The sequence below is a fragment of the Streptomyces sp. NPDC093568 genome, from assembly GCF_044764945.1.
Taxonomy (GTDB): Bacteria; Actinomycetota; Actinomycetes; order Streptomycetales; family Streptomycetaceae; genus Streptomyces.
The window spans coordinates 185334-211367 of sequence record NZ_JBIWJD010000010.1 but is presented as its reverse complement, the minus strand read 5'-3'; the positions used below and the strand labels follow the sequence as shown (position 1 = coordinate 211367).

At 72.1% G+C, this 26034-nt stretch carries 23 protein-coding genes and 1 pseudogene; 13 read left to right on the top strand and 11 right to left on the bottom strand.

Annotation, left to right across the window (positions count from 1 at the left end):
- Nucleotides 1-94: 94 nt before the first annotated feature.
- A complete protein-coding gene (locus ACIRD7_RS34030; RefSeq protein WP_403459614.1) occupies nt 95-2044 on the top strand; it encodes a protein kinase in 1950 nt (649 codons plus the stop codon).
- Here the strand turns inward: ACIRD7_RS34030 and ACIRD7_RS34025 are convergent.
- Nucleotides 1990-2799 (bottom strand): hypothetical protein, encoded by an 810-nt coding sequence (locus ACIRD7_RS34025; protein ID WP_403459613.1) that lies wholly within the window; start codon nt 2797-2799, stop codon nt 1990-1992. The two genes, ACIRD7_RS34030 and ACIRD7_RS34025, sit on opposite strands and share 55 nt — an antisense overlap.
- Nucleotides 2800-2805: 6 nt before the next feature.
- Complete coding sequence (locus ACIRD7_RS34020) at nt 2806-3855, bottom strand: LacI family DNA-binding transcriptional regulator (RefSeq protein ID WP_403459612.1); 1050 nt, start codon at nt 3853-3855, stop codon at nt 2806-2808.
- A 246-nt stretch (nt 3856-4101) separates the two neighbouring features.
- Here ACIRD7_RS34020 and ACIRD7_RS34015 point away from each other — a divergent pair, with 246 nt between their 5' ends.
- Nucleotides 4102-5055 (top strand): ROK family protein, encoded by a 954-nt coding sequence (locus tag ACIRD7_RS34015; RefSeq protein ID WP_403459611.1) that lies wholly within the window; start codon nt 4102-4104, stop codon nt 5053-5055.
- 76 nt (nt 5056-5131) lie between these two features.
- On the opposite strand, the gene ACIRD7_RS34010 is transcribed toward ACIRD7_RS34015, so the two are convergent.
- Nucleotides 5132-7090: an NPCBM/NEW2 domain-containing protein gene (locus ACIRD7_RS34010; protein ID WP_403459717.1), complete on the bottom strand. Its 1959-nt coding sequence runs from the start codon at nt 7088-7090 to the stop codon at nt 5132-5134.
- A gap of 243 nt (nt 7091-7333) precedes the next feature.
- Here ACIRD7_RS34010 and ACIRD7_RS34005 point away from each other — a divergent pair, with 243 nt between their 5' ends.
- The 3 genes from ACIRD7_RS34005 (at nt 7334) to ACIRD7_RS33995 (ending at nt 9880) form a co-directional block, all read left to right on the top strand.
- The gene (locus tag ACIRD7_RS34005; protein WP_403459610.1) at nt 7334-8332 is read left to right on the top strand and encodes a TIGR01777 family oxidoreductase; all 999 of its coding nucleotides are present in this window, start codon (nt 7334-7336) and stop codon (nt 8330-8332) included.
- Between the two features lie 30 nt (nt 8333-8362).
- On the top strand, nt 8363-8692 hold the full coding sequence (locus tag ACIRD7_RS34000; RefSeq protein WP_403459721.1) for a hypothetical protein: 330 nt from the start codon (nt 8363-8365) through the stop codon (nt 8690-8692).
- 144 nt (nt 8693-8836) lie between these two features.
- On the top strand, nt 8837-9880 hold the full coding sequence (locus ACIRD7_RS33995; RefSeq protein WP_403459609.1) for an NUDIX domain-containing protein: 1044 nt from the start codon (nt 8837-8839) through the stop codon (nt 9878-9880).
- Here the strand turns inward: ACIRD7_RS33995 and ACIRD7_RS33990 are convergent.
- Both ACIRD7_RS33990 and ACIRD7_RS33985 read right to left on the bottom strand, forming a co-directional pair.
- The gene (locus ACIRD7_RS33990; protein ID WP_403459608.1) at nt 9847-10905 is read right to left on the bottom strand and encodes a protein kinase family protein; all 1059 of its coding nucleotides are present in this window, start codon (nt 10903-10905) and stop codon (nt 9847-9849) included. The genes ACIRD7_RS33995 and ACIRD7_RS33990 overlap by 34 nt on opposite strands.
- Nucleotides 10906-10930: 25 nt before the next feature.
- Nucleotides 10931-12286, bottom strand: a complete 1356-nt coding sequence (locus ACIRD7_RS33985) for a dipeptidase (RefSeq protein ID WP_403459606.1) — start codon at nt 12284-12286, stop codon at nt 10931-10933.
- Nucleotides 12287-12419: 133 nt separating this feature from the next.
- Between ACIRD7_RS33985 and ACIRD7_RS33980 the strand changes: the two genes are divergently transcribed.
- A complete protein-coding gene (locus tag ACIRD7_RS33980) occupies nt 12420-13658 on the top strand; it encodes a geranylgeranyl reductase family protein (RefSeq protein WP_403459605.1) in 1239 nt (412 codons plus the stop codon).
- On the opposite strand, the gene ACIRD7_RS33975 is transcribed toward ACIRD7_RS33980, so the two are convergent.
- Nucleotides 13648-14097 (bottom strand): nitroreductase family deazaflavin-dependent oxidoreductase, encoded by a 450-nt coding sequence (locus ACIRD7_RS33975; RefSeq protein WP_403459604.1) that lies wholly within the window; start codon nt 14095-14097, stop codon nt 13648-13650. The two genes, ACIRD7_RS33980 and ACIRD7_RS33975, sit on opposite strands and share 11 nt — an antisense overlap.
- Nucleotides 14098-14229: 132 nt before the next feature.
- Here ACIRD7_RS33975 and ACIRD7_RS33970 point away from each other — a divergent pair, with 132 nt between their 5' ends.
- The 3 genes from ACIRD7_RS33970 to ACIRD7_RS33960 all read left to right on the top strand — a co-directional run bounded on the left by ACIRD7_RS33970 (nt 14230) and on the right by ACIRD7_RS33960 (nt 16921).
- Nucleotides 14230-14925 (top strand): TetR/AcrR family transcriptional regulator, encoded by a 696-nt coding sequence (locus tag ACIRD7_RS33970; protein ID WP_403459603.1) that lies wholly within the window; start codon nt 14230-14232, stop codon nt 14923-14925.
- A gap of 92 nt (nt 14926-15017) precedes the next feature.
- Nucleotides 15018-16259: a sensor histidine kinase gene (locus ACIRD7_RS33965; protein WP_403459602.1), complete on the top strand. Its 1242-nt coding sequence runs from the start codon at nt 15018-15020 to the stop codon at nt 16257-16259.
- Entirely contained in the window at nt 16256-16921 is a 666-nt protein-coding gene (locus ACIRD7_RS33960) for a response regulator (protein WP_403459600.1), read from the top strand. The genes ACIRD7_RS33965 and ACIRD7_RS33960 overlap by 4 nt, the downstream gene beginning before the upstream one ends.
- On the opposite strand, the gene ACIRD7_RS33955 is transcribed toward ACIRD7_RS33960, so the two are convergent.
- Both ACIRD7_RS33955 and ACIRD7_RS33950 read right to left on the bottom strand, forming a co-directional pair.
- Nucleotides 16882-17166, bottom strand: a complete 285-nt coding sequence (locus ACIRD7_RS33955; RefSeq protein ID WP_403459598.1) for a DUF6332 family protein — start codon at nt 17164-17166, stop codon at nt 16882-16884. The two genes, ACIRD7_RS33960 and ACIRD7_RS33955, sit on opposite strands and share 40 nt — an antisense overlap.
- Nucleotides 17167-17237: 71 nt before the next feature.
- Nucleotides 17238-18722, bottom strand: coding sequence for an MFS transporter (locus tag ACIRD7_RS33950; protein ID WP_403459596.1), 1485 nt, complete (start codon nt 18720-18722; stop codon nt 17238-17240).
- Between the two features lie 85 nt (nt 18723-18807).
- Here ACIRD7_RS33950 and ACIRD7_RS33945 point away from each other — a divergent pair, with 85 nt between their 5' ends.
- Entirely contained in the window at nt 18808-19218 is a 411-nt protein-coding gene (locus ACIRD7_RS33945; protein ID WP_403459595.1) for a MarR family winged helix-turn-helix transcriptional regulator, read from the top strand.
- A gap of 18 nt (nt 19219-19236) precedes the next feature.
- On the opposite strand, the gene ACIRD7_RS33940 is transcribed toward ACIRD7_RS33945, so the two are convergent.
- A complete protein-coding gene (locus ACIRD7_RS33940; RefSeq protein ID WP_403459594.1) occupies nt 19237-19977 on the bottom strand; it encodes a maleylpyruvate isomerase family mycothiol-dependent enzyme in 741 nt (246 codons plus the stop codon).
- 211 nt (nt 19978-20188) lie between these two features.
- Between ACIRD7_RS33940 and ACIRD7_RS33935 the strand changes: the two genes are divergently transcribed.
- On the top strand, nt 20189-20731 hold the full coding sequence (locus ACIRD7_RS33935) for a DM13 domain-containing protein (protein ID WP_403459592.1): 543 nt from the start codon (nt 20189-20191) through the stop codon (nt 20729-20731).
- 33 nt (nt 20732-20764) lie between these two features.
- On the opposite strand, the pseudogene ACIRD7_RS33930 reads toward ACIRD7_RS33935, so the two are convergent.
- A pseudogene (locus tag ACIRD7_RS33930) lies at nt 20765-21124 on the bottom strand (VOC family protein); the annotation flags it as partial.
- A gap of 47 nt (nt 21125-21171) precedes the next feature.
- A complete protein-coding gene (locus ACIRD7_RS33925) occupies nt 21172-22341 on the bottom strand; it encodes an MFS transporter (protein WP_403459591.1) in 1170 nt (389 codons plus the stop codon).
- A gap of 188 nt (nt 22342-22529) precedes the next feature.
- On the opposite strand from ACIRD7_RS33925, the gene ACIRD7_RS33920 reads away from it, so the two are divergent.
- A complete protein-coding gene (locus ACIRD7_RS33920) occupies nt 22530-24068 on the top strand; it encodes a CHAD domain-containing protein (protein ID WP_403459589.1) in 1539 nt (512 codons plus the stop codon).
- Nucleotides 24069-24548: 480 nt separating this feature from the next.
- Nucleotides 24549-26027: a glutamate-cysteine ligase family protein gene (locus tag ACIRD7_RS33915; RefSeq protein ID WP_403459587.1), complete on the top strand. Its 1479-nt coding sequence runs from the start codon at nt 24549-24551 to the stop codon at nt 26025-26027.
- The last annotated feature ends 7 nt before the right edge of the window (nt 26028-26034 follow it).

Here is a 26034-nt window from a genome sequence, read left to right as displayed (position 1 = left end):
CGGGCGGGTCACAGCGGTCGTCGGCGGCTGGTGTTGTCACCGGGGCCCCTTAGTCTGTACGGACGCAATGGCGGTCCACAGGAACGGGGCAGCGGTGTCATCGGGGGAGAACGGGCAGGCGGACGAGACCGGCCGGCTGCTGGCGGGGCGCTACCGCGTCGTGGCCCAACTCGGGCGCGGCGGCATGGGCGTGGTCTGGAAGGCCCTCGACGAGGTCCTCGGCCGCGAGGTCGCGGTCAAGGAACTGCGCACCTACAGCGACGCCGACGGCCCCGAACTCGCCGATCTGCGGCTGCGAATGCAGCGCGAGGCGCGCGCGGCGGCCCGGGTGCGGCACCCCGGTGTCGTGGCCATTCACGACGTCGCCGAGGTCGACGGGCGCCCGCTCATCGTCATGGAACTGGTCGACGGCCCCTCCCTGGAGGCCGTGCTGCGCGAGCGCGGCACGCTCGACCCGCGGGAGGCGGCCGGCATCGGCGCCAAGGTCATGGACGCGCTGGCCGCGGCGCACCGGGCCGGCGTCCTGCACCGTGACGTCAAGCCCGGCAACATCCTGCTGGAGACCTCCGGCCGGGTCGTGCTCACCGACTTCGGCATCGCGACGATGGACGACCCGGGCGACGGCTCGGCCACGCACCTGACCCGCACCGGCCATCTCGTCGGCTCCCTGGACTACATGGCCCCCGAGCGCGCCCAGGGCGCCGAGCCGGGCTCCTCCTCGGACGTCTGGGCGTTGGGCGCCACGCTGTACGCGGCGGTGGAGGGCGCGGCGCCCTTCCGCCGCACCTCGACCTTCTCCACGCTGACCGCGATCGTCAGCGAGCCCCTGCCCGAGCCCCGCAACGCCGGACCGCTCGGCCCCGTCCTCCAGCGGCTGATGGACAAGCGCCCCGAGTCCCGCCCCGAGGCCGACGAGGCGCGCGGACTCCTCCAGGAAGTGGCGGACTTCGGCGGCACGGACGCCCCGACGACGGCGCTCAGGGGGCCGGCGAACCCCGGCCCCGGGGAAACCCAGCGCAGCCTCCCTTCGGTACCGCCCGGCTTCGGACCCACGGCACCGGCCGGGCCGGGTGCGCCCGTGGCCCACGGCGGCGACACACCGAGGCAGGGCGTGGCCGCGTCCGACCTGCCCGGGGCGCCGGTCTTCGGAGCGGTCGGCCACTCCGGCCCGCCCGCGCCGGGACCCGGCACCCCCGGACAGCCCCCTTCGCCGTACGGCGGTGCGCAGGCCCCCTCCGGTCCCCAGCAGCACGGCTTCGGCGGGCCCACGCCGCCGCACGACCCGGGCGCCACCGGCCCGATGGTCACCTCCTCCGGTACGCCCGCCCGGCGCAAGGGCCGCGCGCTGCTCGCCGCCGCGGCCGTCGCCGTCGTCCTCGCGGCGGCCGGGGGCACCCTCGCACTGGTGAACAGCGGGGGCGACGCCGACGACGAGGCCCGGGACTCGTCGTCCGTCAGCGTGCGGGAGGGCAGGTCGGCCCAGGCCAACGGCAGCCCGGACGCGGGGCGTTCGAACGACTCCGGACTGACCGACGAGGACGACGACAAGAAGTCCCCCGAGGCCTCCAAGTCCCCCAGCCGCACGGCGAAGACCGAGCCCTCGGACCGGCCCACCACCGCCGCCCCGACCAAGGACTCCGGCGAGGGCGGCTCCAGCGGCGGTACCACGGGCGGCGGTTCCGGCGACGGCGGCACCACCGGCGGGGGCGGGACGACCGGTGGCGGAGGCAGCACGGGCGGAGGCGGCGGCACCACACCGGAACCGTCCTGCTTCTCCATCGGCGGTGGCAAGTACAACTGCCAGGTCTGGACGACCGCCAAGTCGTACACCGCCTCCGGAACCGAGGTCGGCGTCCTCCACGCGGGTACCAACTACTTCTACTGCCAGCAGAACCTGGGCCGCCGCGAGACCTCCGGGCAGTGGACCAACGTCTGGTGGGCCAAGACGGACGACGACAGCGGCAACACCAATGTCTACGTCAGCGACGTCTACATCGAGGGCGGCAACAACGACGAGCCGGTGCCCGGACTCCCGGTCTGCTGAGCCCGGGCGGGCTCGGTCGTGACATACGCCTCCAGCCCTGAGACCGTCACGAGGTTCTCCTGCGCGAGCAGCCGGGTGCCCCGGGCGCACAGCCGCGCGTCGGCTCGCGCCCGCGCGCAGAACTCCTCCGGAGTCCCGCCGAACAGCTCCCTCAACCGGGCGGACCCCAGCAGGAGTTCGGTGATCACCGCCCGCTGACCGGGGTGGTTGCGCGGCGCGCCGGTGCCGTCGCGCAGGACGCCATGGCGGTTGACGTACACGAAGGCGCCCGGGAGCGCGGTCCCGTCGGCCAGGTCGATCCGGACGTCGGACGACGGCAGCCAGGCGCGGCCGAAGTTGCCGTCCGGCAGGGGCACGCCCTCGCTCGCGTCGATCACCGCGAGCTGCTCGTCGTCGAGCCAGGTGAGGAACAACTCGCGTACGTGGCCCGGCGCGTGGAACGGCGAGGCCGACACGTAGCCCATGCGGCTCACATGCGCGGACACGCCCACGTCGAGGCCGGTCACCCGGGCCTTGACCAGCGGAATGGGGGAGACGATCCCGAACGCCCTCATCTTGCGGCGCAGTTGGCCGGGGCAGGCGTTGGAGCCGACCGCGAGGACGGGCACCCGGTCGTCGTACACCAGGCGGTCCAGCGGCAGCAGCCGGTCCCCGTCGAGCAGTCCGGAGTCCGACGGCCAGGCACCCGGATAGAGCAGGGGGGCGTCGCGCGGGGCGTCCGCCAGACCGAGCGTCTCCAGAGTGCGGTCGTCCATACCGGCTCAGTCCTCCGGCGGCAGTTCGCCCGAGCCACGGGTGATCAGCCGCGTCGGCAGCTCGATGCGCTCCGGGCCGGCCAGGGCGCCGTCCAGCTGGCGGAACAGGCGCTCCGCGGCGGTACGGCCGAGGGCAGCGGAGTCCTGGGCGACGACGGTGACGCCCGGCTGCAGCAGATCGGCGAGCTCGATGTCGTCGAATCCGACGAGGGCGACCCGGCGGGTGTGCTCGGCGAGGACCCGGATCACGGTGACCGTCACCCGGTTGTTGCCGGCGAAGATCGCGGTGACGGGGGAGGGGCCGGCGAGCATCTCCTCGGCCGCCCGGCGCACCCGCTCGGGGTCGGTGACGCCGAGGGACATCCAGGCGTCCTCCACCGGTATGCCCGCGTCCTCCATGGCGGCCCGGTAGCCGCGCAGCCGCTCTGCGGCCGTGTGGATGCGGGGCATGTCGCCGATGAAGCCGATCCGGCGGTGGCCGTGGGCGATGAGGTGGGCCACGCCGTCGCGGGCGCCGCCGTGGTTGTCGGACAGGACGCAGTCGGCGTCGATCTTCCCGGCCGGGCGGTCCACGAAGACGGTGGCGACGCCCGCCTTGAGCTCCGGCTCCAGATAGCGGTGGTCGTCACCGGCCGGGATGATCACCAGCCCGTCCACCCGCCGTGCGCACAGCGCCAGCGCCAGCTCCTGCTCGCGGTCCGGGTCCTCGGCGCTGGAGCCGTTGATGAGCAGGGCGCCGTGTGCCCGGGCGACCTCCTCGACCGACCGGCTCAGCGGACCGTAGAAAGGGTCCGCGAGATCCTCCAGGACCAGGCCGATGCTCGCCGTACGGCCCTTGCGCAGCACCCGAGCGCTGTCGTTGCGGCGAAAGCCCAGGGCGTCGATGGCCTCCTGGACGCGGCGCTCCGTCTCCGGGGTGACGCCGGGCTCACCGTTGACCACGCGCGAGACGGTCTTCAGGCCGACTCCGGCACGCGCGGCGACGTCCTTCATGGTGGGACGGTTGCCGTAGCGGTTCTCGGGCGCGCGGTCGGATCGGCGGATGGTCTCGGGCACGATGCGGTGTCCTGTCCTTGTCGTCGTCCACGGGGGATACGGCGGCCCGTCGTCCACGGGGGGATGCGGCGGTCCATGGGTTTGTATGAGGATGTGGCGTCGAGCATAGAGCCTGGACAACGTTGTCAGATCCGGGAGACACTGTCCACCGCAATCTCCGGCCTGCGTCCCCACCGCGAGACCGGCTCGCCCAATTCCCGTGGTTGACGGGGAGTTCCGAATGGTTGACGGGGAGAACTGACACTGATGCACACCGACCTCGTGGCTGCGCTCGACATCGGCGGCACCAAGATCGCCGGAGCGCTGGTGGACGGCCACGGCACGATCGTGGTCCGGTCCCAGCGCGCGACGCCGGCGCGGGAGGACGGCGAGACGGTGATGCGGGCCGTCGAGGAGGTCGTCGGCGAACTCACCGCATCGCCACTCTGGGGGCGTGCCACGGCCCTCGGGATCGGCAGCGCGGGACCCGTGGACGCCTCGGCGGGCACCGTGAGCCCGGTGAACGTGCCCGGCTGGCGCGACTACCCGCTGGTGCGGCGGGTCCAGGAGGCGGCCGGTGGGCTGCCCGTCGAGCTGATCGGCGACGGGGTGGCCATCACGGCGGCCGAGCACTGGCAGGGCGCGGCACGAGGGCACGACAACGCGCTCTGCATGGTCGTCTCCACGGGCGTCGGCGGCGGTCTGGTGCTGGGCGGCCGACTCCACCCCGGACCCACGGGCAACGCTGGCCACATCGGCCACATCAGCGTCGATCTGGACGGCGATGTGTGCCCGTGCGGTTCGCGCGGCTGTGTGGAGCGCATCGCGAGCGGCCCCAACATCGCCCGGCGCGCGATCGAGAACGGCTGGCTTCCCGGCCCGGACGGCGACACCTCCGCCGCCGCGGTGGCCGCCGCCGCGCGCGACGGGGACCCGGTCGCCGTGGCCTCCTTCGAGCGGGCGGCGCAGGCCCTGGCCGCCGGGATCGCGGCCACCGCGACCCTCGTCGAGATCGACATCGCGGTGATCGGCGGGGGCGTCGGCAAGGCGGGCGACGTCCTGTTCACGCCGTTGCGCAAGGCGCTCCACGACTACGCCACCCTGTCCTTCGTCCAGCGGCTGGTGATCACGCCCGCCCAGATGGGCACGGACGCGGGCCTGGTCGGGGCGGCCGCGGCCGCGCTCGCCAGGAAGGCGGACGCGACCGCGGCGGGGGTCTGAGAGCCCGGCTCGGGCAGGAACGTTCAGTCGCCGGGGAGGCGGCGGGGCCGGAGTGGTCCCGCCCGCCCCCTGCCGCTCAGCAGCTGAGCCGCGCCTGCGCCCAGTCCCCGTGGTCCGACGTGACGCCGTCGCCGCCGTCGGTGACGACCAGCCGGACCACCTGGGCGCCGGTCACGTCGGCCGTGATCAGCTGGGCCGGCTGCGCGTTGGTGAGGACTCCGGTCGAGGCGGCCTTGGTGCCGTCCGCCCAGATCTCGAAGGCGACGCTGCCGTCCGCGCCCTCCTCGTCGTCGACCCCGACCTGCGCGGTGACCGTCTCGCACGCGCCGCCGGCGTAGTACTCGACGGCGCTCTCGGCGTGGACGCCCAGGCCCGTGCCGTACACCACGCCGCCGATGGTGATCGGGTTCCCGTCGCCCGCGTCGCTCTCGCCGTTGCTGGTGTTGCGCTCGGCCGGGCCCCAGCCGTTGGTGGCCGACAGCCAGGGGAGGTCACCGAGCCCGGACGTCCCCGCGGGCGGTGGAGTCACCACGGTGGCGGTCAGCGGCAGCGCGCTGTCGACGCGCACGCCGGCCGGTGAGCGGTAGCCGGCTCGGAGGGTCAGGCCGTACGACCCGGAGGGCGTCCCCTCGGGCGCTGTGACCGCCCACTCGGTGCGCAGGGAGCGGCCCGTCGGGAGCGCCGGCGAGGTCGTCGGGGACGTCGGCCGCACGGACCATCCCTCGGGGCCGGTCAGCGTGACCGACACGCGCCTGGCCGTCGTACGCCCGAGATCGGTGACCGTCGACGTCAGGTTCGCCGCCTTTCCGGCCTCGACCAACGGGCTGCCCTCCAGGCCGACTTCCACGGCGGGCGGGTGCTGGGCCCACCTGCCGTCGGCCCGGACGCGCAGGAGGACCGTGCCGTGTGCGGGGACCGTCGCCGAGATCGTGCCCGCGGTGTTGTAGCTGCGGTGCTGCCACAGGTCGCGCAGCGTGTACGCGTCGGCCGACGCCAGGCCGACCGCCGTCGCGCTCGTGGTGATGCGCTGGGCGCTGCCGGTCTCGTTGAAGAGCGCCACCGCACGGCTGCCGTCCCGCATCTCCTTGGCGACGACCCAGCGACCGCCCGAGGACGAGACGACGCTTCCCTGTTTGCCCAGCGGGTCCTGGTCGACCGCGATGACCTCGCGGTTGCCGAGGATCTCGAAGGTCTCCTCGGAGACCGAGCGCAGGTCGGAACCGATGAGCAGCGGCGCGGCCATGATCGCCCACATCGAGAAGTGCGAGCGGTACTCGGTGGCCGTCATGCCGCCGTTGCCGACCTCCAGCATGTCCGGGTCGTTCCACCGGCCGGGGCCGGCGTGCGGTGCGAGCGGGAGGTTCTGCTTGAGGATCGACAGCATCGAACCCCAGTTGTCGCTGATGTCGCCGGTCGTGCGCCACAGATGGCCGACGTCGGCCGCCCACTCCCAGGGCTGGTTCTCGCCCCACTCGCAGATGCTGTAGACGATCGGGCGTCCGGTCGCCCTGAGCGCGTCGCGCATGGTCGTGTAGCGCAACTTGGCGTCCACGCCCTGGTTGTTGCAGTTGTCGTACTTGAGGTAGTCCACGCCCCAGTCCGCGAACTGCTGGGCGTCGCTGTACTCGTGGCCGAGGGAGCCGGGGAAGCCGGCGGAGTTGCAGGTCTTCGTGCCCGCGCTGGTGTAGATGCCGAGCTTCAGGCCCTTGGAGTGGACGTAGTCGGCCACGGCCTTGATCCCGCCCGGGAACCTGACCGGGTCGGGCACGAGCTTGCCGTTCGTGTCCCTGGACGGCAGGGCCCAGCAGTCGTCGAGGTTGACGTACTCGTATCCGGCGTCCTTGAGACCCCGTTCGACGAAGATGTCCGCGATCCCCTTGACCATGGACTCGTTGAACTCGGCACGGCAGTGGGTGGAGTTCCAGTTGTTGAAGCCCATGGGCGGGGTGAGTGCCAGTCCGTCGTCCACGGTGGGCGCGGCGGGCGCCGCGGGCGCCGCGGTGGCCGCGGGGGCGGCGAGTCCCGCCGCGCACATCAGCCCCGCCACGAGGGCTCCGACCAGCCTTCTTCGGGTTGTGCGGGTGTGAAGGTGACGCACCGTTACGTTCCTCCGTACCTGCGAGAGCGTGATGACGTCATGTACGCGTCACGGTTGGCTCACGGTAGAACCTGTCGGAGTGTGTTGGAAAGTGGTCTGTACCGGAAGTTGTGACGCGGCACACTTTTGAACATGTTCAACTGCTGCGCTAGGCTCGGTCCCAGATCCGAGGGGGAGCTGATGAAGATAGTGATTCCCGGGGGAACCGGGCAGGTGGGCACCATCCTGAACCGCGCGCTGAGCGGCGCAGGACATGAGGTCGTCGTCCTGACCAGGACGCCTACGCGCGAGCGCGAGGTCCAGTGGGACGGTGCGACCAGGGGTCCGTGGGCGAAGGAGATCGACGGCAGCGACGTCGTGATCAACCTCGCCGGGCGCAGCGTCAGCTGCCGCTACACCCCGGCCAATTTGCAGGCCATGATGGATTCGCGGGTGCACTCCACCGAGATCGTGGGGGAGGCCATCGCGAACGCCGAGCGGCCGCCCCGGGTCTGGCTCCAGATGAGCACGGCCACCGTCTACGCCCACCGCTTCGACGCCCCCAACGACGAGGCGACCGGGGTGATCGGCGGCAGCGAGCCCGATGTGCCGGACTACTGGGCCTACAGCATCGAGATCGCGAGGGCCTGGGAGCGGGCCCAGGAGATGGCCGACACGCCGCACACCCGCAAGGTCGCCCTGCGCTCCGCGATGGTGATGAGCCCTGACCGGGGCGGTGTGTTCGACGTCCTGCTGCGGCTGGCGAGGCTGGGCCTCGGCGGGCCCGTGGCGGGCGGCCGGCAGTACGTCTCCTGGATCCACGACCAGGACTTCGTGCGTGCCGTCGAGTTCCTGGTCGCACGGGAGGGTCTCACCGGTCCGGTGAACCTCGCCGCGCCCGAGCCGCTGCCCCAGCGCGCCTTCATGCGGGCCCTGCGCTCGGCCGGGGGCGTCCCCGTGGGCCTGCCGGCGACGAAGTGGATGGCCGAACTCGGCGCGTTCGCGCTGCGCTCGGACACGGAGCTGCTGCTGAAGAGCCGCCGCGTGGTTCCCGGCCGGCTGCTCGACGAGGGGTTCGACTTCGCGTACCCGCGATGGGCGCCGGCGGCCGGCGATCTCGTACGGCGGCGCCGTGGCGGCCGCGGGAGGGCCGGCGCCGAGTCCGCGTCGCTGTCCGGTTCGTCCGGCGTCGGGGCGTGACTCCGAGGCCGTTTCGTAGTTGAACCGGCCATGAAGAAGCGCAGCATGCTCGCCATCGCCTCCCTCGCCACCGGATTCGTCGTCGCGGCGGTCACGCCGTCCCACTCGGCCGAGGCCCCCCAGGCCTCCGGCACCGGAGGGCCCACGGCCGGGCTGCCCGGCACCACCGGCGGACAGATCAAGGCGGCCGGCCTGGACATGAGCGGCAAGAAGCTCGGCGGCCTCGGCACCACCGCTCCGACCAAGCTGGCCGGGATCAACGTGGACCAGACCCTGGACACCTTCGGCAAGGCGATCAACCGCGAGACGGACCGGGCCGTCAACGACGCCCCGCACGGGAAGTCCGGCAAGAAGGGCTGACGAGCCACCGACTCCACCGCACGGCGCCGCTGCCCCGCACCCGCGGGGGCTCCGGCGCCGTTCTCATGCGCTCTCTACGAGAGCTGGTTTCCGTGGCAGGGTGGAGCGGGCAAGCCACAGGGGGCCAACAGAAGAGGGGGAAACGTGATCGTTTGGATCAACGGCGCGTTCGGTGCGGGGAAGACCACCACCGCACGGGAACTGATCGAGCTGATCCCGAACAGCACGCTCTTCGACCCCGAGGTCATCGGCGGAGCACTCGCCCATCTGCTCCCGCCCAAACACCTCACCGAGGTCGGTGACTTCCAGGACCTGCCGATCTGGCGACGTCTCGTGATCGACACGGCGGCCGCGCTGCACGCCGAGCTCGGCGGGACCCTCGTGGTCCCCATGACCCTGCTGCGCCAGGAGTACCGCGACGAGATCTTCGGCGGCCTCGCCGCCCGCCGCATCACCGTCCAGCATGTCCTGCTCGCCCCGGCGGAAACGATCCTGCGCGAGCGCATAGCCGGGCGGGAGATACCGCCGGAGCTGCCCGACGGCGAGATACGGGTCCGGCAGTGGTCGTACGACCACATCGAGCCGTACCGCGCCGCGCTCGCCGCCTGGCTCACCGCGGACGCGCACCCCGTCGACAACAGCGCCCTGACGCCGTACGAGACCGCCGTGCGCATCGCCGAGGCGGTCGGTGACGGCACGGTCCCGGTCTGCGACATCGTGCAGACCCCCGAGCCCACCGCCGAGACGCTCGCCTCGGGGGTGCTCCTCTTCGACGAGCAGGACCGGGTGCTGCTCGTCGACCCCACCTACAAGGCGGGCTGGGAGTTCCCCGGCGGTGTCGTCGAACGCGGCGAGGCGCCCGCGCGCGCGGGCATGCGCGAGGTCGCCGAGGAGACGGGGATACGGCTGCGGGACGTGCCGCGCCTCCTCGTCGTCGACTGGGAGCGGCCCTCGCCCCCCGGCTACGGCGGTCTGCGCCTGCTCTTCGACGGTGGCCGCCTCGACTCCGACGAGGCCGCGCGCCTGCTGCTGCCCGGCCCCGAGCTGCGCGACTGGCGCTTCGTCACGGAGGAGGAGGCCGCCGATCTGCTGCCGCCGGTGCGCTACGAGCGGCTGCGCTGGGCGCTCAGGGCACGGGAACGCGGGGCGGCGCACTACCTGGAGGCGGGCGTTCCGGCACCTTCCTGAGCGAGCCGCAGCTCTGTGTCGGGGAACGGGGTCAGCCTGCTGTCGTGCTGGAGCCGCCGGGCGAAGTCCCCCATGACGGCGGCGAGCGGCGCGTACCGCTCGATGATGTCCGCGGCGGCCCGCGGGATCCCCAGGGCCGGCTCGCCGTCGGCACACGCGCGCACGAAGGTCTCGCGGCCGTCCCGGTCATGGCCGTACAGGGCGGTCGCCAGCCAGTTCACGAAGTGGAAGGCGATGTGGACGCGGTCGTAGTCCCGGTGCCGCTCGAAGAAGTCCCGCTCCTTGGGGGTGAGCGGGAAGCGGGCGGAGAGGGCCAGGCCGTAGTCGGCGAGGTAGAGCCGGTGTCCGTCGGTGAGGAAATTCTGGAAGTGGGCGTCGAAGTGCAGCAGGCGCACCTCGCGCAGGAAGTCGGTGACGGCCGTGAGCTCCTTCTCCACGAAGGTGCACGCGGCGTCGGCGTCGGCCGTGCGTACCCGGGCGTCCAGCCAGTCGCTCAGGGTGTACGGCACGTACTCGAGGAACAGCACCAGGCTCGCGGTCGCGGTCCGTAGTCCCACCAGCCGCTCGCGGACCTGCGGGCCGCCGCCCCAGTAGGCGACGGCCCGCTCCAGGTCGGCGAGCAACTCGTGCGGCGGCTGCGGTGTGTCGGGCAGGACCCGCCAGTGATGGGTCAGTGGGAAGCCCTGGAACCGATCGGCCAGAACCCAGTTGGTGGTCATCGTGTGCACGGCGAGTTCGCGCCAGGCGCCGAATCCCGGGCTGCCGATCCCGTAGTGGAAGTAGGCCGGCAGGCCCAGCAGGTTGGCCGTCGAGCGGACGTTCTCCGGCCGCAGCTCGACGTCGGTGAGCGGAACCCGCTTCACGAACACCGCCCTGCCGTCCACCTCGACCAGCGCCGCACGCCCGCCGATCCCGGAGCCGAGCGGGGTGCCCGACTCCACGAGATCGGCGAGCTCGCGGTCGGAGAGCAGCGCGAGCGATGTGGCGATGTGGGTGTGGGCGGCGAGGCGTTCGGTGCGGTTCACGCACCCATCCTCGGCGCTACGGCCCTCAACTGGCCGCGTAATTACGCAGGAAGATCGCCTCGGCGACCGAAAGGCGCTCCAGCTCCTCGGGGGACACGCTCTCGTTCACCGCGTGGATCTGTGCCTCCGGCTCGCTCAGGCCGATGAGGAGGATCTCCGCGTGCGGGTACAGCGCGGCGAGGGTGTTGCACAGCGGGATCGAGCCGCCCTGGCCGGCGTACTGCATCTCCTGGCCCGGGTAGGCGACCGCCATCGCGTCCGCCATCGCCTGGTACGCCGGGCTGCTCGTGTCGGCGCGGAACGCCTGGCCCTGGCCGATCTGCTCGGTGCGCACGCGGGCGCCCCACGGCGTGTGCGCCTCCAGGTGGGCCTGGAGCAGCTTGGTGGCCTCGGCCGCGTCGACGCCCGGCGGCACCCGCAGGCTGACCAGAGCACGCGCGCTCGCCTGCACGGACGGGGTGGCGCCGACGACCGGCGGGCAGTCGATGCCGAGGACGGTGACGGCCGGGCGCGCCCAGATGCGGTCGGCCACCGTGCCGGAGCCGATCAGCTCGACACCGTCGAGGACCTTGGCGTCCTTGCGGAACTGCTCCTCGTCGTACTGGAGGCCCTGCCACGACGGTACGTCGGTCAAGCCGTCGACGGTCGTCGAACCGTCCTGCGCGCGCAGCGAGTCCAGGACGCGGATCAGCGCGCCGAGCGCGTCGGGCGCGGCCCCGCCGAACTGGCCGGAGTGCAGGTTGCCCTCCAGCGTGTCGACCTGCACCCGCAGGGCGGTCATGCCGCGCAGGGTCGTGGTCACCGTCGGCAGCCCCACACGGAAGTTGCCCGCGTCGCCGATCACGATGGTGTCGGCCTCCAGCAGCTCCGGGTGCTCCTCGGCGTAGCGCTCGAGACCGCCCGTGCCCATCTCCTCCGAGCCCTCGGCGATCACCTTCACATGCACCGGCACACCGCCGTTCGCCTTGAGCGCGCGCAGCGCCAGCAGGTGCATGATCAGGCCGCCCTTGCAGTCCGCGGCACCCCGGCCGTACCAGCGGCCGTCGCGCTCGGTCAGCTCGAAGGGCGGGGTGCTCCAGGCGGCCTCGTCCAGCGGGGGCTGCACGTCGTAGTGGGCGTACAGCAGGACCGTCTTCGCGCCCGCGGGGCCCGGCAGGTAGCCGTACACCGACTGCGTGCCGTCGGGGGTGTCGAGCAGGGCCACGTCCTCGAAGCCCTCGGCGGTGAGCGCGTCGGCCACCCAGCGGGCGGCGCCCTCGCTCTCGCTCTTCGGGAACTGGTCGAAGTCCGCCACCGACTTGAATGCCACCAACTCGGTGAGTTCCGCCTTCGCCCTGGGCATCAGGGAGGCGACGGTCTCGGCGACCGGATTCGACGACATGGGCACGCTCCTTGTGGGTGCGACGTTGTACCTGTGAGTGCTGTGATCCTCCCACAGCGGCCTGCGACGATGCCCGCCGTAGGATGCGGGGGACAGCAGGCGTAGGCGGCTTGATCGGGAGCAGTAGACCATCGTGAGCAGCGAGAACTCTTCGGCGGACGACGTGCAGCAGGTGTGGGACGTCGTCGTGGTGGGTGCGGGACCGGCGGGGGCCTCGGCCGCGTACGCGGCGGCGGTCGCCGGGCGGCGCGTGCTGTTGCTGGAGAAGGCGGAGCTGCCGCGTTACAAGACATGCGGCGGCGGCATCATCGGCCCCTCGCGCGACGCGCTCCCGCCCGGCTTCGAGCTGCCCTTCCGCGACCGGGTGCACGCGGTGACGTTCTCGAACAACGGCCGCTTCACCCGCACCCGCCGCTCCAAGCAGATGCTGTTCGGGCTGATCAACCGGCCCGAGTTCGACCAGCAACTCGTCGAGCACGCGCAGAAGGCGGGCGCCGAGCTGCGTACGGGCGTCACCGTGCAGCGTGTCGAGCAGCACGGTTCGGCGGTGCCGGACCGGCGCTCCGTCGCGGTCGTCCTCCAGGGCGGCGAGACGCTGCTCGCGCGGGCCGTGGTCGGCGCGGACGGCAGCGCGAGCCGGATAGGAGCCCATGTCGGGGTGAAGCTGGAGCAGGTGGACCTCGGCCTGGAGGCGGAGATCCCGGTGCCGGACACGGTCGCCGAGGACTGGAAGGGGCGGGTCCTCATCGACTGGGGCCCGATCCCCGGCAGTTACGGCTGGGTGTTCCCCAAGGGGGACACACTCACGGTCGGGGTGATCTCGGCCCGGGGTGAAGGCGCCGCGACCAAGCGGTACTTGGAGGAGTTCATCGGCCGGCTCGGGCTCGCCGGGTTCGAACCGAGCATCTCCTCCGGGCACTTGACCCGCTGCCGCGCCGACGACTCCCCGCTGTCGCGCGGGCGGGTTCTGGTGTGCGGTGACGCGGCGGGGCTGCTGGAGCCGTGGACGCGCGAGGGCATCTCGTTCGCGCTGCGCTCCGGGCGGCTCGCGGGGGAGTGGGCGGTACGGATCGCCGAGGCGCACGACGCGGTGGACGCCCGGCGCCAGGCCCTGAACTACGCCTTCGCGATCAAGGCGGGCCTCGGAGTGGAGATGAGCGTCGGCAAGCGGCTGCTGACGGTGTTCGAGCGCCGGCCGGGGCTCTTCCACGCGGCGCTGACCGGATTCCGGCCGGCCTGGAAGGCGTTCATGGACATCACCCGCGGCTCGACCTCGCTGGGTGAGCTCGTCCGCTCCCATCCGATGGCCCAGCGTGCCCTGACGGCGATGGACCGCCGCCCGGTGTCCCCTGCCGACGAGGTCACTTCTTGACGGTGATCCGGAAGACGGGGTGGTCCTGGGCCGCCGCGGCGAGCTCCTCGTCGGACGACTTCGCGGTGACTCCGTTGAAGTACTGGTTGACCTCCCAGCCCCACTTCTCCAGATAGGTCCGCAGGATCGGGAGCTTCTCCCCGTCGGGAAGCTCCACCGCGGAGAACTCCCGCACCTTGCGTCCGACGCGCAGCTCTCCGCCGCCCGCCGCCCGCATGTTGCGCACCCACTGGGAGTGACCGCGGGCCGAGACGAGGTACTGCGTGCCCTCGTAGCTGTGCGGGTTGACCGGAATGCGCTGCATCTTGCCGCTCTTGCGGCCGCGCACCGACATCTCCGCGGTGCCGGCGAGGCTGAGCCCGTGCCGGGCCAGCCAGCCGATGACGCTGTTGAAGCGGACGTTGAGCGGGCTGCCCTTGAGGTAGTACGGCGACGACATGGTGACCCCCGGTCGGTAATGAGAGAGCGGTGCTCTCGCTTGAGAGCAGTGTGCACGACTTGGGTGACCCAAAGCAAGAGCAGTGCTCTCGATTGTGTGCACTGCTCTGATTTTCGTGGGAGACTGCCTCATATGAGCAGTCGCATCGCACAGGGCGCCCGTGCCCGCGCCAGGATGGAAGTCACCGCGGCCATCAAGGACGAGGCCCGCAGACAGCTCGCGGCGGAAGGCGCCGCCAAGCTGTCGCTGCGTGCCGTGGCCCGCGAACTCGGCATGGTCTCCTCCGCGCTCTACCGCTACTTCCCCAGCCGCGACGACCTGCTGACCGCTCTCATCATCGACGCCTACAACTCCCTCGGCGAGAGCGCCGAAGCGGCCCACGCCGAGTGCGCGGACGCCGGGCCGGTGCGGCGCTGGACGGCGGTGGCGGAGGCCGTACGCGGCTGGGCGCTGCGCCATCCGCACGAGTACGCGCTGATCTACGGCTCGCCCGTGCCCGGCTACACCGCGCCCGACACCACCGTCCCGCCCGCCTCCCGCGTCGGACTCGTCTTCATCGGCATCGTCCGCGACGCCCACCGCGGCTCCGCCCTCACCGAACCCCCGGCGCTGCCCGCCGACCTGCGCGCCGAGGCCGAGCGCATGGCCGCCGACCTGGCGCCCGACCTCCCCCCGGCGGCCGTCGCGGCCCTGGTCGCCGCCTGGGCCGAGCTCTTCGGGCTCGTCGGCTTCGAGCTGTTCGGGCAGTTCCACCGGGTCGTGGAGGACAGGGAGGTGTTCTTCCGGCACGCGGTGACCCGGCTCGCGCTGGGTGTGGGCCTGGAGTGAGCCGTCACCGGGGGCGTACTTCGCGGGGAGTACGCGTGATCACCACGCGCGGGTGACGCCGCCCGGCGGCCGTCGCGTCTAGCGTGGCGGACATGGACGAGCAGCAGGTACGCCCGCGCGGCGGCCCGCCGATGTGGTGGCGGCACGGGCCGCCGTGGTGGAACCGGTGGGACGACGAGGAACAGAGGCCTCGCCTGCCCTGGCGCTCCACCGTCCTGATCACGGTCTTCGTACTGGCCGGCTCGAACTTCGCGGGGCAGGGGCAGGGCGACCGCCAGGACCTCGACCCGTTCGCGCGTGTGCTGCTGTTCGTGGCGGCGGGGCTGCTGCTGTGGCGCAAGAGGTATCCGGTGGCCGTCGTGTTCGGCACATCGGTGGCCGCCACTGTCTACCTGGGCGCCGGATATCCCTACGGCCCGGTCTTCCTGGCCGTCGCCGTGGCCTGCTTCAACGCGATCGTCACCGGGCACCGCAGAGCCGCCTGGGCGGCGGTCGGGGTGTTCTGGGCCGGGCACGCGCTCGTGGCCCACTGGCTGTACGAGTGGCTGCCGCCGTCCGGTGACCCGGCCGCCTCCTGGGGGCAGGAGGGCGTGATCGCGGCCTGGGTCGCGGCGATCGTCGCGGTGTCGGAGCTGGCGAAGACCCGGCGCGAGCAGTGGGCGAAGGAGCGGGCCGAGCGGGCGCAGGCGGCGCGGCGGCGGGCCGACGAGGAGCGGCTGCGGATCGCCCGCGAGCTGCACGACGTCCTCGCGCACAGCATCTCCGTGATCAATGTGCAGGCAGGCGTGGGCCTCGCCCTCCTCGACACCGACCCCGAGCAGGCCCGCACGGCGCTCACCACCATCAAGGCCCAGAGCAAGGAGGCCCTCGGCGAGGTCCGCCAGGTCCTCGACACCCTGCGCACCCCCGGCGACGCCCCGCGCGCCCCGGCACCCGGCCTCGACCGCCTGCCGGAACTGGTCGGCCAGGCCGCGAGCGCGGGACTGACCGTCGAGATCGAGGGCACCGCGCCCCGTCTGGCGCCCGGTACCGACCTCGCCGCCTTCCGGATCGTCCAGGAAGCCCTCACCAACGTCGTACGCCACTCCGGATCGCGAAACGCGCGCGTGCGTCTCGATCGGGACGACGTCGGGGCGCTACGGCTGCGGATCGACGACGACGGTCCCGCGACCGGCGCCGACGCGGGCGGCAGCGGCAACGGGTTGGCCGGAATGCGGGAGCGGGCGGCCGCGCTGGGTGGCACGATCGAGGCGGGCCCGCGTGCCGACGGCGGGTTCCGGGTGCTCGCCGTGCTGCCGGTGACAAGTCCCGCCGAGACCAAGGAGGACCGGTGATCCGCGTTCTGCTCGCCGACGACCAGTCACTGGTGCGGGCCGGTTTCCGCGCGCTGCTCGACGCGCAGCGCGACATCGAGGTGGCCGGGGAGGCGTCCGACGGCGAGGAGGCGCTGCGCAAGGTGCGCGAACTGCGGCCCGACGTCGTCCTGATGGACATCCGCATGCCGCTCCTCGACGGACTCGCCGCGACCCGCCGGATCACCGACGACGAAGGGCTGGAGGGCGTCAAGGTGGTCATGCTCACCACCTTCGAACTCGACGAGTACGTCTTCGAGGCCATACGCTCGGGCGCCTCCGGCTTCCTGGTCAAGGACACCGAGCCGGAGGAACTCCTGCGGGCCGTACGGGCGGTGGTCGAGGGCGACGCCCTGCTGTCGCCCGGGGTGACCCGGCGTCTGATCGCCGAGTTCGCCGCCCGTTCGAAGGAGCCGGCGGCGGCCGGTACCCTCGCCGAGCTCACCGAGCGCGAGCGGGAGGTGATGGCGCTGGTCGGCATCGGTCTGTCCAACGAGGAGATCGCCCGCCGCCTGGTGGTCAGCCCCCTCACCGCGAAGACCCATGTCAGCCGCACCATGGTGAAGCTGGGGGCGCGGGACCGGGCCCAACTCGTCGTCCTGGCCTACGAGTCGGGGTTGGTGCGGCCGGGCTGGTTGGGCTGAGAGGCTTGCCGGAACCGTGTCAGGACACTGACGACCCGGGCGAAGAACAGCAGCACCGCGACCGTGGCACCCACGGAGACAAGGGTGCCGCGCGCGCCGTCCGACACGTCGAAGACGAACGCCGGTCCGGCGATCGCTCCGAACAGTACCGCCGCCGCGAAAGCGGCGCTGAACAGCGCGTACCCGATCTCGACGGTGATCGCGTCCCGCTCCGCCTGCCGGCGCCGTCCCCCGTAGCTCTCCATCCCTTGAGTCAAACAGGCGTGTGCCCGGCGGAGCAAGGGGCACCGCCGGGCACACGCGGGAGGCGGTCCCCCTACTCGCGGAGCGCCACACGCTCCTCTTCCGCCTCCCTCGCGGTGGACTTGGCGACCACGACCGTGCGCCGGCCGGGGCGGGTGCGCAGTCCGGTCAGGGCGATCAGCAGCCCGGCGACCGCGATCCCGGTGATCACGACCAGGGCGGGCAGATAGCTGTCCAGGACGGCCTGCGGGGAGGCGGGCTCCGCGGGCGCGTTCGCCGTCAGGACCGCCGTGACGACGGCCAGGAAGAGCGCGCCGCCCACCTGGACCGAGGTGTTGAGCAGACCCGAGACCATGCCCTGCTCGTGCTCGTCGACGCCGTTCGTGGCCTGGACGTTGAGCGAGGGGAAGGTCAGTGCGAAGGCGGAGCCGACCAGCAGCATCGTGGGCAGGATCACCGCCGCGTAGACCGGGTCGAGGTCGATGCGCAGGAACAGGACGTAACCCGCGACCATCAGGGCGAAGCCGACCACGATCAGCCGGGGCGTGCCGAACCGGTCGATGACCGCCCCGACCTTCGTCGCCGACAGCGCCACGAGCGCGCCCGCCGGCAGGAAGGCCAGTGCCGTGTGCAGCGCCGACCAGCCGAGCAGCTGCTGCATGTAGAGCGTGACCAGGAACTGGAAGCCGATGTAGCTGCCGACGAACGTCAACGCGCCCAACTGCGCCCGCACCTGGGCCCCGGAGCGCAGCACGCCCAGCCGGATCAGCGGGCTCGGGCTGCGCCGCTCGACGAGCACGAAGGCGGTGAGCAGGACCAGGACGGCGACGAAGGACAGGACCGTGCGGGCCGAGCCCCAGCCCATCTCGGGCGCCTGGACGACGGTGAACACGAGCAGCAGCATCGACGCGGTGCCGAGGATGGCGCCCGGGATGTCGTAGCCGCCCTCCGTCCGTTCGCGAGCGCTGCGCGGCAGCAGCTTCAGGCCCACGGCCAGGGCGATCAGCGCGATCGGCGCGGGCAGCAGCATGGTCAGACGCCAGCTGGCCTCGGTGAGCAGGCCGGAGAAGACGAGCCCCATCGAGTAGCCGGTGGCGCCGCAGGTGGTGTAGATCGACAGGGCGCGGTTGCGGACCGGGCCCTCGGCGAAGGTCGTGGTGATGATGGACAGGCCGGCGGGCGCGGTGAAGGCCGCGGCCAGGCCCTTGACGAACCGGCTCGCGATCAGCAGCGGGCCCGAGTCGACGAGACCGCCGAGCAGCGAGGCGAACGCGAAGACGGCCAGGGCCACGAGGAAGACCTGGCGCCGGCCCAGCAGGTCGGCGGTCCGTCCGCCGAGGAGGAGCAGACCGCCGTAGCCGAGGATGTAGCCGCTGACGATCCATTGCAGGGTCGAGGTGGACAGGCCCAGGTCGGCGCCGATGGACGGCAGGGCGACGCCCACCATCGAGACGTCCAGCGCGTCCAGGAACATCGCGGCGCACAGAACGAGCAGGGTGCCCCACAGCCGGGGGGTCCAGCGTCCCTCGGCCGTGGGGGAGTTGAGCGGAGAGGTCATGGGCAAGACGCTACATGCACATGCATGAGATGCAAATGCATTTAATGCTGATGCAACAAATGCGAATCTCTGCTAGCGTGCGCCCATGGCGGCGAAGAAGGCCGAGCAGGCGCTCGTGAACCAGTGGCGGGACATCCTGGCGCTGCACGCGCGCACCCAGTGCGAACTGGACCGGGCGCTCAACCAACACGGCCTGTGCGCCAGCGACTTCGAGGTGCTCGACGTCCTCGCCGAGGGTGCGTCGCGCGGCGGCTCGGCGGATCCGCGGCGTGCGTCGTCGTTCCGTGTGCAGGAGATCTCCGAGCGGGTCCATCTCAGTCAGAGCGCGCTGTCCCGGCTGATCGCCCGGCTGGAGAAGGACGGCCTCGTCGAGCGCTGCATGTGCGCGCAGGACCGGCGCGGCGTGGTCGTGGCGCTCACCCCCAAGGGGCGCGCGCTGCACGGTGAGGTGCTGCCCGTGCAGCGGGCGGTCCTGACGAGAATGCTCGCGAACTGACTGGCGTGCGACCGCAGTTCAGCTCCAGGTGACGGCCGACTTCTCCCGCCACAGCGTGGCGACCGAGGCGTCGCCGGTCACGCCGGGGAAGGGCAGCCGGTTCCAGAGCGCCAGATACAGCCGGTCCGCCGGCCCGGCGACCTCGCAGTCGGCCCTGCCCGCGCCGTCCCGTTCGGTCACCGGCGGCTCCGGCGACAGCCGTACGGTCCACACGGCGTCGTCGGTGTCCGTCGCCCGCACCCGCAGCACCCGGGGTTCGCCGCTGCGGACCCGGCTCTTGGGCCGGACGTGAAAGGCGCGCAGCAACTCATCGATGCCGTCCGTCGCGAAGCCGGCGTCGATCTCGCTCGGCGTACCGCCGCGCGCCGACTCCGCGTCGAAGCGGTGCACCGTCGTCTCGTGCGCCTGCCGGCGCGCCCAGAACGCGAGCGGTGACGGGGCGGGCAGGAAGTGCCAGCACCGCACGTCGGCGGGCGCGCCGGCGAGCGTGTCGACCAGGCGGCGATGCCCTTGCCGGAACCAGGCGAGCAACTCCGGGCCGTCGAGGTCGGGCAGGCCGCCGTCCGGGTGGTAGGAGGTGTGCCGCTCGGCCACGAACGCCGTCGCCCAGCGGTGCACCATCCCCGTGTGCCGCACCAGGTCCCGCACCTGCCACTCCGGACAGGTCGGCACCTTGGCGTCGACCCCGGCCTCATCCGCCGCCGCGGCCAGCAGCAGACCCTCGCGGTCCAGGGCTCGAACGAAGTCGGCTGTCTCCATGGCAGTGAGTGTGCCCGATGGAGTGCGGTCGAGGGGATGCGCCGTCCGGTCGCCTTCGGATGCAGGGGTGCGGACGTCAGGGCTTGGACGTCAGGGCTCGGCGGTCAGGGTTCTGACGTAAGAGTTTCGTCATCACGCTCGGTGTACGTGAGCGGCCGCCCTCCGCGTTGAATGGGATGGCGAAGGACAACTCTCGGGAGGCGGGACGGACATGGGGCGGGTTCGGAAGGCGCTGGGCAGGCCGCTGGGCATCGGGGTACTGGCACTGGTTCTCGCGGTGGGCGGCTTCGGGCTGTACTGGTTCCAGCCGTGGAAGCTCTGGCAGGACCAGACGGTGGAGGAGGCCCTGCCCGTGGCCGCGCCGACCGTCGCGCCGGGGGCCTCTTCTCCGCCCGCCGCGCCGCGGACGCTGGCCGCCGGCGACCTGATCAGCCATGAGCACGCGACATCGGGCACCGTGAAACTCGTACGGCTGGCCGACGGCTCCCACGTCGTACGGCTGGAGCGGCTCGACACCAGCAACGGACCGGACCTGCGCGTGTGGCTGACGGACGCGCCGGTGAAGCAGGGGCTGAAGGGCTGGCGCGTCTTCGACGACGGGCTGCACGTCAGCCTCGGCAAGCTCAAGGGCAACAAGGGCAGTCAGAACTACGCCGTGCCGCAGGACGTCGACCTGTCCCGCTACAGCAGCGTCAGCATCTGGTGCGACCGCTTCGACGTGTCCTTCGGAGCGGCGGAACTCGCGCGCGTGTGACCGGGGTTCAGGGTGCGGATACATGCAGAACTCGTTGCCCTCGGGGTCGGCCGGCACCCAGTGGTCCTCGTGGCGGTCCTGGAGCCTCCCGCCGACCGTGAGCAGCCGGGTGACCTCGGCCTGCGCGTCGGCCGACACCAGGTCCAGGTGCAGCCGGTTCTTCACCCGCTTGGCCTCCGGCACGAGCTGACACCACAGGCGAGGGCCGCCGCCACGCGGCTCGACCAGCACGGTCGGGTCGTCCTCCGGCCCCGAGATGCCCTGCGCCCGCAGCCGGGACAGCTCGGCCTCGTCGTACGGGGCGACGGCGTACCCGTCGAGGGCGGCGGCCCAAAAGAGGGCGGTGGCGGCGGGCCGGGAGCAGTCGATGACGATGTCGTGGAGTCGCGCCATCCGGCCATGATGGTGAGCGCGGACGGCGCGGACAACGCCCGGGCCGGTCAGTCGGGTGTCGTGCGCCGGGTCGCGACCCCGATGAGCGTGGCGATCGCCGCCAGCACGGCGACGCTGGTGAGGGCGACGGGCAGGGAGAACCACTCCGCCATGAAGCCGATCGCGGGCGGCCCGAGGAGCATGCCGCCGTAGCCGAAAGTGGAGGCCGTGGCGACGCCGCTCGGGCCGGCCAGGGTGCCCGCCCGTTCGACGGCCACGGGGAAGAGGTTGGCGAGACCGAGCCCGGTCACCGCGAAGCCGAGCAGCGCCGCCCACAGGGAGGGCGCGAGCGCGCCGAGCAGCATCCCGGCCACCGCGGTGGCGCCGCCCGCGACGACGGTACGGCCGTGACCGAGCCGTTCGAGGAGGGCCGTACCGCTGAGCCGGCCGATGGTCATGGCCAGGGCGAAGCAGGAGTAGCCGACGGCGGCGACCCCGGGAGAGGCGTCCAGGTCCTGTTCGAGGTGGAGGGCGCCCCAGTCGGCCATGGCGCCCTCGCCGTAGGCGGTGCACAGGGCGATCAGGCCGAAGACGATCACCAGCGCGCGGGTTCGGCCGGCCATGCGGCGCGGGACCTTGCCCGTGGCGTCTGCGGGACCGGCGGTCGCCGGCGGCTCCTGGCGCAGCAGCGTCCGGCCCACCACCGCCGTCACCACCAGCCCGATGACGGCGAGCGCCGCCAGATGCCGGGAGGGGGAGAGGGCACCGGCGACCAGCCCGCCGAGGCCGGCGCCGACCATGCCGCCCAGGCTGAAGGCCGCGTGGAAGCTCGGCATGATGGGCCGGCGCAGGGCGGTGACCAGGTCCACGGCGGCGCTGTTGAAGGCGACGTTGATGCCGCCGTAGGCCGCCCCGAAGACGAGCAGGACGGTGCCGAGTGCCAGGACGGAGTGCGTGAGCGGTGGCAGGGCCACGCTGAGGGAGAGCAGTACGGCGCAGACGACCGTGACCTGGTGGCTGCCGTAGCGGCGGCAGAGCCGGCCGGTCAGCGTCATGGTGAGGACGGCACCGGCGGAGACGCCGAGGAGGGCCAGGCCGAGGGCGCTGGCGGAGGCGCCGGTCTGGTGCTTGATGGCGGGGATGCGCACGACCCAGCCGGCGAAGAGGAAGCCGTCGAGGGCGAAGAAGACGGTCAGGGCGATACGGAGGCGGGTGAGGTCGCTGGGGGCACCCGGCACGGCGTTGTGCGTTCGGGTTTTGTTTATTGGCGGCACAAAACAACGCTAGGTGGCCGCCGGGAGCAGGGCAAGGGGTTTCGGGCGCGCAGCGAGCGCTTTCGGAAGCGGCGAGAAGGAAAGACGTGAGACTTCGCAGACCCGGGCCCTCACCTGTGTTTGAGCCGTCCTGAGGCGTGTACGCGATGTACATGACCCAGTCGAAGCGTGAGACAGAGCGAAAGTACGACGCTCCGTCGGCCGAGGACACCTCGTGGCTCCCGGAGCTCACCGGCGTGGACCGCATCGCGGCGGTCCTGGAACAGGGCATGGACGAACTGGACGCCGTGTACTACGACACCGACGACCTGCGCCTCGCGGGCGCGTCGGCCACGCTGCGGCGAAGGACGGGCGGGGACGACGAGGGCTGGCACCTGAAACTGCCCCTGTCGGGGGACAGCCGGGAGGAGGTGCATGCGCCGCTGTCCGAGACGCTCCCGGACACCCTGCGTGACCTGGTCCTTTCACGGACCCGAGGCGCGGAGCTGACGCCGGCGGTCCGGATCCGGTCCACCCGCGACACAAGGCACCTCGTCGATTCCGCCGAAACGGTCCTGGCCGAGCTGGTCATCGACAGGGTCCGCGCCCAGTCCCTGCGCGGTACGACCACGGTGGCCGCCTGGACCGAGCTTGAGGTCGAGCTCGCCGAGGACACCGATCCCGCGCTGCTGGACGTCGTGGACAAGACCCTGCACAAGAAGGGCATCGAGCGCGCGGACCATCCGTCGAAGCCGGTCAGGGCGATGACGGAGACAGGACTCGGCGGGCCGCGGATCCCTGACACCCGTGCCGAGACCGTCGTGGACGGTTCGGCCGGTGACGAGGTCCTCGGATACGTCGACGAGCAGGTGCGCAAGCTGGTGGGCCTGGATCCGGCGGTACGGCGCGACGTGCCCGACTCGGTGCACCAGATGCGCGTGACCTGCCGGCGCCTGCGCAGCGTGCTGCGTTCCTACCGGCCGGTGCTGGACCGCGAGGTCACCGACCCGATCCGCGACGACCTCAAGTGGCTGGGCGGCGAGCTGGGCGCGGAACGCGACCAGGAGGTTCTCATGGGCCGGCTCGGCAAGCGCATCGGAGCCGCGCCGGACGAACTGGTCCTCGGACCCGTCGCCGCCCGGCTGCGGACGTGGAACGTCGCCAACACCGCCGAGGCGCGCCGACGCACCCTGGACGCCCTGAACACCCCCCGCTATCTGGCCCTGCTGGACTCCTTGGCCAGGCTCCGCGAACAGCCCCCACTGCGTCGGAAGGCCGCCCGCAAGCCGCGGAAGGTGATGGCCAAGGCCATTTTCAAGGAGTACGACCGGCTGGCCGACCGGACGGCACACGCCCTGGAGCTCACCCCCGGAACGGAACGCGACAAGGCCCTCCACGAGGCCCGCAAGTCGGCCAAGAAGACGCGTTACGCCACCGAACCGGCGCGCGCCACGCTCGGCAAGCCCGCGAAGCGGCTCGGCAAGCGCGTGAAGGCCGTGCAGAAGGTGCTCGGGGACCACCAGGACAGCGTCGTGGCCCGGGACGCCCTGCGAAAGCTCGCCCTGGCGGCGCAGGCGGCCGGCGAGCCGGGTTTCACCTGGGGCCTGCTGTACGGCAAGGAGCAGGCCGTGGCCGCGGACCGAGAACGGGAACTGCCGGCCGCGTGGGCCGACGCGTCCAATCCGGGACTGCGCAAGGCGATCACCGACTGACGCGTGCTCCGGCCGTTCACGCCGGCACCGGCGGCCGGTCGACGACCGCCGGTGGCGGCGCGGACGAGGTGCGGTCAGTGGCGCCTCGGAGGCGTGGAGAAGTCCCCGACGGACGTCCACACGCCGTTCTTCACGGTCACTCGCTGCACGCTGCACGCTGCGCGTGCCGAGGTGGTTGCTCGCGCTGAAGCTCATCACCGGTGACACCCCCGGGTCCACGTCGGACGCCTTCCGGTAGGCATCGGCCTGGGCCTGCGAGGTCACCGGGCCCTTGACCGTCTTCGCGATCTCGGCGAACACCTTCGCGTTGCTCCAGCCCCACAGCGCGAGGAAACCGGCGTCCTCACCCGAGGTTGTAACCCTGCGTAGAGGTGCTCCGCCAGCGGCGGGACCGCTGCTGTCCTCCGACTGTTCGGGGCCCGCCCGAGGTGCGACTCTGGGACGGAAAGGTATCCGCCGAGGGGACTCGGGAGGGCCACGATGGGACGTGATGTGCCGGCCCTGGTGTTCACGCGCGAGGACCGACGCCGGTACCGGGAGAAGATGCACACCTGCCTCGATGTGCTCGCCCAGATGCTGCGCGATTCGACCTTCGAGAGCGAGCGGCCCAAGGTCGGGCTGGAGATCGAGCTCAACCTCGTCGACGACGACGGGCGCCCGGCGATGCGGAACACCGAGGTCCTCCAGGCCATCGCCGACCCCGCCTGGTCGAGCGAGCTGGGCCGTTTCAACCTGGAGATCAACATTCCGCCGCGCGAGCTGACGACCGGCGGCCCCGGGGCGTGGGAGCAGGCCATCCGCGACGCGCTCAACCACGCCGAGGACCGCGCCTCAGCCGTGGGCGCCCACCTGATCATGGTGGGCATCCTGCCGACCCTCGGGGAGACGGACGTCGGCGAGGCGGCCCTGTCCGGCGATCCGCGCTACCGGCTGCTCAACGAGCAGATCTTCGCGGCACGGGGTGAGGACCTGCGGATCACCGTGGACGGAGTGGAGCGGCTGGCGACCTACGCCGACACCATCACCCCCGAGGCCGCCTGCACCAGCACGCAGTACCACCTCCAGGTCTCGCCGAAGCAGTTCGCGGACTACTGGAACGCCGCCCAGGCCGTCGCCGGCGTGCAGATCGCCCTCGCGGCGAACTCGCCGTACCTCTTCGGCAAGGAGCTGTGGCGCGAGACCCGCATCCCGCTGTTCGAGCAGGCCACCGACACCCGGCCCGTGGAGATCAAGGCGCAGGGCGTACGGCCGCGGGTGTGGTTCGGAGAGCGCTGGATCACCAGCGTCTTCGACCTCTTCGAGGAGAACGTGCGCTACTTCCCGGCCCTTCTGCCCCTGTGCGACGACGAGGACCCGCAGGCGGTCCACGACCGCGGGGACGCCCCTGAGCTGGGCGAACTGACCCTGCACAACGGCACGATCTACCGCTGGAACCGCCCCGTCTACGCCGTCACGGAGAGCGGCCCGCACCTGCGCATCGAGAACAGGGTCCTGCCCGCGGGCCCCACCGTCTCCGACACCATCGCCAACGGCGCCTTCTACTACGGCCTCACCCGCGCCCTGGTCGACGAGGACCGTCCGGTGTGGTCGCGGATGTCCTTCTCGGTCGCCGAGGAGAACCTCCACACCGCCGCCCGTGACGGCATCGACGCCCGCCTGTACTGGCCCGGCATGGGCGAAGTGCCGGTCACGGAACTGGTGTTGCGGCGCCTGCTGCCCCTCGCCCATCGGGGCCTCGAACTGGCCGGCATGGACGCCGCCTGGCGTGAGCCCCTGCTGGGCATCATCGAGCAGCGCTGCGTCACCGCCCGCAACGGCGCCCTGTGGCAGGTGGAGACGGTCCATCATCTGGAGAAGGCCGGCGTCTCCGATCGACAGGACGCCCTGCGGCGGATGACCAGGACGTACATGGACTACATGCACCTCAACGCGGCCGCCCACACCTGGCCCGTGGACTGACGTCCGC